The sequence below is a fragment of the Acidovorax sp. KNOB132 genome, assembly GCF_057541515.1.
The window spans coordinates 1-8,538 of sequence record NZ_BAAJYT010000168.1 but is presented as its reverse complement, the minus strand read 5'-3'; the positions used below and the strand labels follow the sequence as shown (position 1 = coordinate 8,538).

General features: G+C 68.2%; 11 protein-coding genes and 1 pseudogene. 8 read left to right on the top strand and 4 right to left on the bottom strand.

What is annotated here, in order from left to right; translation table 11 throughout:
• From AC27IO_RS17575 to AC27IO_RS17550, 6 genes are all read left to right on the top strand, one after another.
• The coding region (locus tag AC27IO_RS17575) for a DNA polymerase III subunit gamma/tau C-terminal domain-containing protein (RefSeq protein WP_498739919.1) at positions 1–787 on the top strand (787 nt) is incomplete at its 5' end.
• Positions 788–877: 90 nt separating this feature from the next.
• A complete protein-coding gene (locus AC27IO_RS17570; protein ID WP_272568985.1) occupies positions 878–1,210 on the top strand; it encodes a YbaB/EbfC family nucleoid-associated protein in 333 nt (110 codons plus the stop codon).
• An 83-nt stretch (positions 1,211–1,293) separates the two neighbouring features.
• Positions 1,294–1,884, top strand: a complete 591-nt coding sequence (gene recR / locus AC27IO_RS17565; protein WP_284400952.1) for a recombination mediator RecR — start codon at positions 1,294–1,296, stop codon at positions 1,882–1,884.
• A gap of 65 nt (positions 1,885–1,949) precedes the next feature.
• Positions 1,950–2,354 (top strand): MAPEG family protein, encoded by a 405-nt coding sequence (locus tag AC27IO_RS17560; protein WP_487090130.1) that lies wholly within the window; start codon positions 1,950–1,952, stop codon positions 2,352–2,354.
• 167 nt (positions 2,355–2,521) lie between these two features.
• Positions 2,522–3,574, top strand: coding sequence for an ABC transporter substrate-binding protein (locus AC27IO_RS17555; protein ID WP_284428531.1), 1,053 nt, complete (start codon positions 2,522–2,524; stop codon positions 3,572–3,574).
• A 175-nt stretch (positions 3,575–3,749) separates the two neighbouring features.
• Complete coding sequence (locus AC27IO_RS17550) at positions 3,750–3,902, top strand: DUF3096 domain-containing protein (protein ID WP_272547845.1); 153 nt, start codon at positions 3,750–3,752, stop codon at positions 3,900–3,902.
• 84 nt (positions 3,903–3,986) lie between these two features.
• On the opposite strand, the gene AC27IO_RS17545 is transcribed toward AC27IO_RS17550, so the two are convergent.
• Together AC27IO_RS17545 and gloB are read right to left on the bottom strand one after the other, a co-directional pair.
• Positions 3,987–5,519 (bottom strand): transglycosylase SLT domain-containing protein, encoded by a 1,533-nt coding sequence (locus AC27IO_RS17545; protein ID WP_487114546.1) that lies wholly within the window; start codon positions 5,517–5,519, stop codon positions 3,987–3,989.
• On the bottom strand, positions 5,516–6,292 hold the full coding sequence (gene gloB, locus AC27IO_RS17540) for a hydroxyacylglutathione hydrolase (protein WP_487114548.1): 777 nt from the start codon (positions 6,290–6,292) through the stop codon (positions 5,516–5,518). The genes AC27IO_RS17545 and gloB overlap by 4 nt, the downstream gene beginning before the upstream one ends.
• Between gloB and AC27IO_RS17535 the strand changes: the two genes are divergently transcribed.
• Positions 6,291–7,145, top strand: coding sequence for a class I SAM-dependent methyltransferase (locus tag AC27IO_RS17535; protein WP_284403833.1), 855 nt, complete (start codon positions 6,291–6,293; stop codon positions 7,143–7,145). The genes gloB and AC27IO_RS17535 overlap by 2 nt on opposite strands.
• Positions 7,146–7,150: 5 nt before the next feature.
• Positions 7,151–7,600 (top strand): ribonuclease HI, encoded by a 450-nt coding sequence (gene rnhA, locus AC27IO_RS17530; protein ID WP_284400891.1) that lies wholly within the window; start codon positions 7,151–7,153, stop codon positions 7,598–7,600.
• Between the two features lie 39 nt (positions 7,601–7,639).
• Here rnhA and AC27IO_RS17525 read toward each other — a convergent pair whose 3' ends face one another.
• Positions 7,640–7,972, bottom strand: a complete 333-nt coding sequence (locus AC27IO_RS17525) for a thioredoxin family protein (RefSeq protein WP_498739915.1) — start codon at positions 7,970–7,972, stop codon at positions 7,640–7,642.
• Positions 7,973–8,111: 139 nt separating this feature from the next.
• Positions 8,112–8,538, bottom strand: a pseudogene (locus AC27IO_RS17520) (molybdopterin molybdenumtransferase MoeA); the annotation flags it as partial.

The window sequence follows — 8,538 nt, the reverse complement described above, 5'->3', positions numbered from 1 at the left end:
TCCGGCGCGCGATGCGGGGGCGCCAGCAGCGACCGTGCCTGCCGAGCCGATGCCCACGCAGACCACCGGCGCCCCCGTTGCCGAGCCGGAACCATCCGTCGCAGCCCTGCCGGTGCCTGCGCCCGATTCCACGCCCGCGTGGGAAGACGCCGGCACGCCGGTGCAGCCCCCTCCCGGTGAGCCCCAGCCGGCAGCCTCGCCGGTGCGGCTACCCGTCCATTCGCCCGATGATTTCCGCCGCGCGGCCTCTCCAGCCCCTGTGCCAGCGCAACGACCAGTGGCGTCGGCGCCGTCGGCGCCCGAATACATGGCGATCCCCGTGCGCACCGCTCCCGAGCCGGGCGCGCGCCTGCAGCCGCTCGCGCCGACGGGCTCCCTTCCCGCATCCGCCCGCTACACGGCCACGGAAGAGGGCGATGTCTGGCACGCCACCGTGCAGCAACTCGTGGCTGCCGAGGCCATTGCGGCGCTGGTGCGGGAATTGGCCCTGCAGTCCCAATTGGTGGCACGTGACGCCGGACACTGGCTGCTGCGCGTGGAGCGCGAATCGCTCAACCAGCCCGTGGCGCGCGAGCGCCTGCGGGCGGCGCTGGAGGCCGCGGGCCATGCGACCCAGATCAGCGTCGAACTGGGCGTGGTCATCGACAGCCCGGCCCGGCGCAATGCGGCCGCCGCGGCAGAGCGCCAGCGCGTGGCCGAGGAGATCGTGCACAACGACCCGTACGTGCAGACGCTGGTGCGGGACTTCGGCGCCAAGATCGTGCCGGGCAGCATCAAGCCGGCATGACGGCAGGCGTTGCCATCCTCCAGACGATTCGCTGATTCATTCATTCCATTCAAGCCTCCCCTTCATTCCCATCAGAAAAGGAAAATTCACATGTTCAACAAGGGACAACTCGCCGGCCTCATGAAGCAGGCCCAGGCCATGCAGGACAACCTGAAGAAGGCCCAGGACGAACTCGGCAACATCGAAGTGGAAGGCGAATCCGGCGCGGGCCTGGTGAAGGTGCTCATGACCTGCAAGCACGACGTCAAGCGCGTGACCATCGACCCCAGCCTGCTGGCCGATGACAAGGACATGCTCGAAGACCTGGTGGCGGCCGCCTTCAATGCGGCGGTGCGCAAGGCAGAAGAAACCTCGCAGGAAAAGATGGGCAAGCTGACCGCTGGCATGCCAGGGCTGCCTCCCGGGATGAAATTCCCTTTCTGATCCAGGTGGCGGCCGCCGGGCGCGCCGCACCCTTTCATTGCCTTTCGCGGGCATGTCTCTTTGATTCTTGAACGGCGCCTTGCATGTCCGACACCAATTCCCTCGATGCCCTGGTCCAGGCGCTGCGCCGCCTGCCGGGCGTGGGCGTGAAGTCGGCACAGCGCATGGCCTTCCATCTGCTGCAGCACGACCGCGAAGGCGCCGAGGTGCTGTCGCGGGCGCTCCATGAAGCGACAGTGTCGGTGCACCACTGCGAACGCTGCCACACCTTCACCGAAGCCGCGGTGTGCGACACCTGCCTGGACCCGGAACGCGATGCCAGCCGGCTGGCCGTGGTGGAAACCCCGGCCGATCAGGCCGCGCTGGAGCGCACGGCGGCGTTTCGCGGGCTGTACTTCGTGCTCATGGGGCGGCTGTCGCCACTGGACGGAGTGGGGCCGAAGGACATCGGGCTGCAAAAGCTCATGGAGCGGGCCACCGATGGCGTGGTGCAGGAGGTGATTCTGGCCACCAATTTCACGGCCGAGGGCGAGGCCACGGCCTATGTCATCAGCGAGGCACTCAAGAGCCGGGGGCTGCACGTCACCCGGCTGGCCCGCGGTGTTCCGGTGGGCAGCGAACTGGAATACGTGGACCTGGGCACCATCGCGCATGCGCTGGTCGATCGCCGCTGACACTATAAAATTGATAGCTGCCAGCGCAATGTTCAATGGCGCTGGAGCACGAAAAGGCTTGAACCATGAATTCCCTGCATGTGGCGCATTTCACCGTCGCCTACTGGTGCGTGCTGCTGATGGCGCTGCTGCCCACGGGGTGCGCCCTGATCGCCAAGCGCGGCAGCTTCCAGGTGTCGGACAACCGCGATCCGCGTGGATGGGCCTCCCGGCAGACCGACTGGCGCGCCCGTGCCCTGGCCGCACAGTCCAACACCTTCGAAGCGCTGCCGTTCTTCATCGGTGCGGTGGTGATCGCGCACCAACTGGGGGCCGGGCAGACGCTGCTCGATATCCTGGCGTTCCTCTTCGTGATGCTGCGCGTCTTCTACGTGATGATGTACGTGTCTGACCTGCCCACCGCCCGCAGTGCCGTGTGGCTCGGGGCGCTGGTGGTCAACATCGCCATTCTCTTCATCGGCTACCGCTGAGGCGGCGCCGCGGTGGTACCGCGGCAATCCACCGCCTGGATCGCCCTGGCATCCATCCATTAACCCGACTTTCCGTGCCTGTCCCTCAGGGATTGCCCTGACGGGGCGGCTGCGCGCAGGTGGCACGATTGCTGCACTGCAGCATTTTCTTGAATTCGCTTTTCCCCATGGATTTTCCTCGCATCCGCCGCCGCCACTTCGGTACGTTGTCCGCCCTCTCGATGGCGGCCTGGGCGGGCGCGGATGCCTTGGCGGTGCCGTCGCCGTTCAAGGCTGGGACCGGTCCGCTGCGGGTGGCGGTCGGAGGCTCGGGGCTGCTGTACCACCTGCCGCTGACCATCGCTCAGGAGCTGGGCTTCTTTCGGGCCGAGGGTCTGCACGTGGTGGTTCAGGACTACCCGGGCGGCGCCCTGGCCTTGCAGGCGTTGCAGGACGGCGAGGCCGATGTGTGCTCGGGCGCGTACGACCACGTGCTGCGTCAGCAACTGCAGGGCCGCAGCTACTGCGCCATCGTGCTGCAGGGGCGGGCGCCGCAACTGGCCCTGGCGGCATCGACACGGGCATGGCCCGTCAAGAGCGTGAGCCGCTTCAAGGGCATGCGCGTGGGCGTGTCGGCCCTGGGGTCTTCCACCCACCATGTGGCGCAGTTGATGCTGTCGCGGGATGGCGCGCCGCTGGACGAGGTGTCCTTTGTCGGCGTGGGCTCCGCCCTGGGGGCGGTGGCCGCGCTGCGACAGGGGCGGGTGCATGCGCTGTGCCATGCCGATCCGATCGTCAGCGCGCTGGAGCAGCGCGCCGAGGTGCGGGTGCTGTGCGACACGCGCTCGCTCAAAGGGTCACAGGAGCTGTTCGGCGGCACCATGCCGGCCGCCAGCCTCTATGCGCCGCAGTCGTTTGTGCAAAAGCAGCCGGCCCGCTCGCAGGCCCTGGCCAATGCCATGGTCCATGCCCTCAAATGGCTGCAGACAGCCAGCCCGGCCGACTTGGTGCGCGCCGTGCCGTCCGGGTACCTGCTGGGCGAGCGGGGGGCTTATCTGGCGGCATTCCACAAGGTGCGGGACACCTTCTCGCCCGACGGCCTCATGCCCGATGACGGCCCGGCCAACGCGGCGCGGGTGGTGGCCCGCCTGCGATCCGAACTGGCGCCGCTCAAGATCGATCTGGGGCGCACATTCACGAACGAATTCGCGCGCAAGGCCAAGCAGAAGTTCAATGCCTGAGGGGCAGGTCCCTGCGGTGCCTGCTTGCGCCGGCCGGCACTTTGGCTGAACTGTCCGACACACGGCGGCAAGGGCGTGGCGATAGAGTCGAGGGCGCGCCGGCGTCGGTCTCACCGCGGCGCTGCAACGCAACGGTTGCGCTCCTTCATTCCATCACTCCAACAAGGATCTTTCCATGTCGCTGAACCTCAGTATCGGCCCCCTCGTTTCCCTGATCGCAGGCATCCTGATCCTGGTCATGCCCCGCCTGCTCAACTACATCGTGGCCCTGTACCTCATCGTGATGGGCGTGCTGGGCTTGGTCGGCATGCACAACCTGCGCCTCTGAAGCGCAAGCTTGCCGGGCCGCCCCGCACACGCGCTGGACGGCCAGCCTCTTCAGGGCGATGCCTTGATTCGGCCTGGCTGCCGCTCAGCGCTTCTTGCGCGAGGGCGTTCCACCCTTGCGGGTGGGGGCCGCAGGGGCCTTGGCGCCTCGCGTGGAGGTCTGCTTGATCGCCGGGCGCGCGGACGAGGTGGCGGCCAGCTTCACCGGCAGGTACATCACGACCTGCTGGCCGGCCTTGAAGGCGGCGTTGGCCTTGACGTCGTTCCATTCGGCCACATTGGCGGCGCTCACCTTGTAGCGGTTGGCGATGCTGGCGACCGAGTCGCGCTTGCCAGCGCGCACCGTGGTGCGGCGCGTGACGATTTCCGGCGTGAAAGCAACCTGCCCGTTGTCTGCCACCTGGCTGGACACGTCCTGGCGCGTGGTCGTGGCACGGGGCACCATCAGGGCCGAACCCGCCTTGATCATCATGCGCGGCGGAATGCGGTTCACGTTGCGCAGGTCGTTCTCGCTCATGCCGACGCGTTGGGCAGCGGTTGCCACCGTCATGGTGGTGGGCACGCTCCACACCGTCCAGCTGGCGTACTGGCCTTCGCGGTGGGCTTCCAGGTTCTTGAGGAACACCTTGGCGTTGTCCCAGGGCAGCAGGATCTGCGGCATGCCCGCGGCCAGGATCACGGGGCGGTGCAGCGAGGGGTTGAGTGCGCGGAAGTCCTCTTCGCGCACCCCGGCCAGGCTGGCCACCAGCGAGACATCGATATCGTGCGTGATGTCCACCGTCTGGAAGTAGGGGTGGTTTTCGATCAGCGGCAGTTCGGTGCGAAACGCCTGCGGGTTGGCGACGATGTTCTTCACCGCCTGCAGCTTGGGCACGTACATGCGGGTTTCGGCCGGCATGGTGAGTTCGGTGTAGCTGGTGCCCAGGCCCAGCTTCTGGTTGCGGGCGATGGCCCGGCTCACGCTGCCTTCGCCCCAGTTGTAGGCGGCCAATGCCAGGTGCCAGTCGCCGAACATGCCATACAGGCGCTGCAGGTAATCGAGTGCGGCGCGCGTGGAGGCCAGCACGTCGCGGCGGTCGTCGCGGAAGGCGTTCTGCTTGAGCTGGTAGTCGCTGCCGGTGGCCGGCATGAACTGCCACATGCCGGCGGCCTTGGCGCTGGAGACGGCCTGCGGATTGAAGGCGCTCTCGATGTAGGGCAGCAGGGCCAGTTCGGTGGGCATGCCCCGCAGCTCGAGCTCTTCGACGATGTGGAACAGGTATTTGCTCGAGCGCTCGGTCATGCGCTGCATGTAGTCGGGGCGCGTGGCATACCACTGCTCGCGGTCGCGCACGAGGTCCTGGTCCAGGTCGGGCATGGCGAAACCGCGGCGGATGCGGTCCCACAGGTCGGAGGGCGCGTAGAGCGATGCCACCTCGCCGTTGCTGGCCTGCACGGCCGAGATCGGCTGCAGCGGCCCGGAGGGGATCAGGGGCGTGTGGGAGGACGAAGACGAGGTGTCGGTGGTGGCCGGCGAAGAACCGTCCTTGCTCGCGGTGCTTCCGGGCGGGGTGCCTTGCGTGGCGCAGCCGGTGAGCCAGACCACGCTTGCCAGGCCCAGGATGTGCAAAATTTTCATTGAAACTCGTTTTTCCATTGGCGCAGCGCCGCGAGAACGGCCACTGCATCTTGGGGATCGACCTGCGCATCGAAGGCCCGGGCGGCCTGGGCCACCGTGGGTTGCCGCGTGCGCAGGAAAGGGTTGATGTCGCGCTCGGTGGCCAGGCGCGAGGGCAGCGTGGGCCGGCCCTGCTGCCGCAGCGCCTCGCAGTCGCGGGTGTACTGCCGCAACGCCCCGTTGCCGGGCTCCACCGCCCGGGCGAACTTCAGGTTGGACAGCGTGTACTCGTGTGCGCAGCACACACGGGTGTCGCCTGGCAGCGCGGCCAGGGTGTCGAGCGACGCCTGCATCTGCGCGGGCGTGCCTTCGAACAGCCGGCCGCAGCCGCCGGAAAAGAGGGTGTCCCCGCAGAACAGCACGGGGGTACCGTTCACATCGGGGGCGTAATAGGCGATGTGCCCCGCCGTGTGGCCGGGCACGTCGAAGACCTGAAAGCGCAGGCCCAGCACCTCGGCCGTGTCGCCCTGCACCAGGCGGGCGATGGGCTCGGACACGGTTTCGTGTGCGGGGCCGAAGACGCGGGCGCCAGTGGCCTCGCGCAGCGCCGGCACGCCGCCGACATGATCGGCGTGGTGGTGCGTGACTAGAATCGCCTGCAATGGCAGGTCCAGGGTTTGCAATGCCTGCAACACCGGGCCCGCTTCTCCCGGATCGACCACGACCGCAGCCTGCGCGTCGTGCAGCATCCAGATGTAGTTGTCGGTAAAGGCGGGCAGCGGCAGCAAGTTCATGAGCGATGAAATTATAGGTTTGCACCACTGGTTCGACTCTTCCCCCGGCCGATACCTGCTGGCGTGGGAGCAGGAACGCTATGACGAGCTGGTGGCCGACATCTTCGGCTACCACGCCCTGCAGCTCGGAATGCCGGGTTTGCAGGGGCTGCGCGCCAACCGCATGCCCCACCGCTGGCTGGCGCTGGGCGCCGAAGAAACCCTGCTGTGGACCGACGAGGCGGCCGGCTGGCACGCGGCCGGGGCCCTGGGGGGCGGAGAACCGGGCGAGCCCGCCCTGCTGGCCGATCCGGTGGCCCTGCCTTTCTCGGAGAACAGCCTCGATCTGGTGCTGCTGCCGCACGCGCTGGAACTCAGCATCGACCCCCATGCCGCGCTGCGCGAGGTGCAGCGCGTGCTGGTGCCCGAGGGGCGGGTGGTCATCAGCGGGCTGAACCCCGTGAGCCTGTGGGGCCTGCGCCAGCGCCGGGCGCGGCTGTACCAGCGCCTGGGTGCGGGCGGGCGGCTGTACCTGCCCGACGTGGGCGAGTTCATCGGCCACTGGCGGCTGCGCGACTGGCTGCGGCTGCTCAATTTCGAGGTCGAATCGGTCAGCTTCGGCTGCTACCGGCCGGCGGTGCGCAGCGCACCCTGGCTGGAGCGTTTCGACTGGATGGACGGACTGGGGGCCCGCTGGTGGCCGATACTCGGGGCCGCCTATGTGGTGGTGGCGGTCAAGCGCGTGCACGGCGTGCGGCTGCTGGGCGCGCCCTGGCGCCGCGCGCCCAAGGGCGCTGCGGCGCCGGTGCCGGTGGCCAATCGCGGCACGGTCCGCGATGGCGGGCCGGCCTTTCATGTGGATGGACGGGAGTAACGTTTTTGAATCAGGTTGTGATCTATACCGACGGGGCTTGCAAAGGCAATCCGGGCCCTGGCGGCTGGGGGGTGGTGCTGCGTTCGGGCGCGCTGGAAAAGGAATTGTTCGGGGGGGAGCTGGGCACGACGAACAACCGCATGGAGCTGCTCGCGGTGATCGAGGCCCTGGGCGCGCTCAAGCGGCCGTGCGAGGTGACGCTGTTCCTGGACAGCCAGTACGTGCGCAAGGGCATCACCGAATGGATCCAGGGCTGGAAGAAAAAGGGCTGGCGCACGGCCGCTGGCCAGCCGGTCAAGAACGTGGAGCTGTGGAAGCGGCTGGACGATCTGGTGGCCCAGGGCGGCCATGTGATCGATTGGCGCTGGGTGAAGGGCCATGCGGGCGACCCGGGCAACGAGCGTGCCGATGCCCTGGCCAACAAAGGGGTGGACAAGGCGCTCGGGCGCGGCTGAGGCCGCCGTCGAGGCCCGCGTCCGAAAAGCCTGCGTCCGTCAGGCCCCGGGCGCGATCGCCTGCAGGCCCGCCTGCAGCGGCTCCGGTCCCTGGGGCCGCACCACGCGGTCCACCTCCCTGCCGTCGCGCAGGAAGACGAGGGTCGGCCAGAGCTTCACGCCGAAGCTGCGGCCCAGTCGCTGGCCGGGTCCGTCCTCGACCTTGACGTGGGCCACATCGTCCCGGCCCTCCAGCGCGGCCTGGATGAGCGGCTGCGCCCCCTGGCAGTGGCCGCACCAGGGCGTTCCGAACTCCAGCACCGTGGCACCGGCCAGGCGGTCCACATCTTCGCGGGCGGGGGGCTGTTCGAGGTGGCGGGCGCAATAGGTCATGGCGATGGGGTCCTTGTCATGTGGTTGTGGGCAGGGCCTGGGTTGGCGGGGGAACCTGTCTTTCAGCATAGGCCTGTGCCCGCAGGCACCGCGTCCGGCGCATGCGCCGCCAGGCTGTGGGACCGGACTGGCAGGCGGTTCACAGCGCGCCATCGAACATCATCACGTCCACGGTCTCCCCTGCGGCCACCGGCCCCCGGGGCGCGTGCAGCACGATGAGGCCGTTGGCCTGCACCATCGAATGGAGCACCCCCGAGCCCTGGTGGCCGGTGGTGCGCACCTGCAGCGATCCATCCGGCGCGGTGCTGACGATGCCGCGCTGGTATTCGGTGCGGCCAGCCTTCTTGCGCAGGGGCTCGGTGCTGACCGCACGCAGCAGCGGCGGGGCTGCGCGGGTGCAGCCCATGGCGCGCAGCAGCGCAGGCCGCACGAACGCCAGGAAGGCCACCATCACAGCGACGGGATTGCCGGGCAGGCCGAACCAGAGGGTCCTGCTGGTTGAAATTGATTTGCTATTATTTTCATAGCTGTATGCCCTAGTATTGATTGCGCTGGAGGCCATTTCG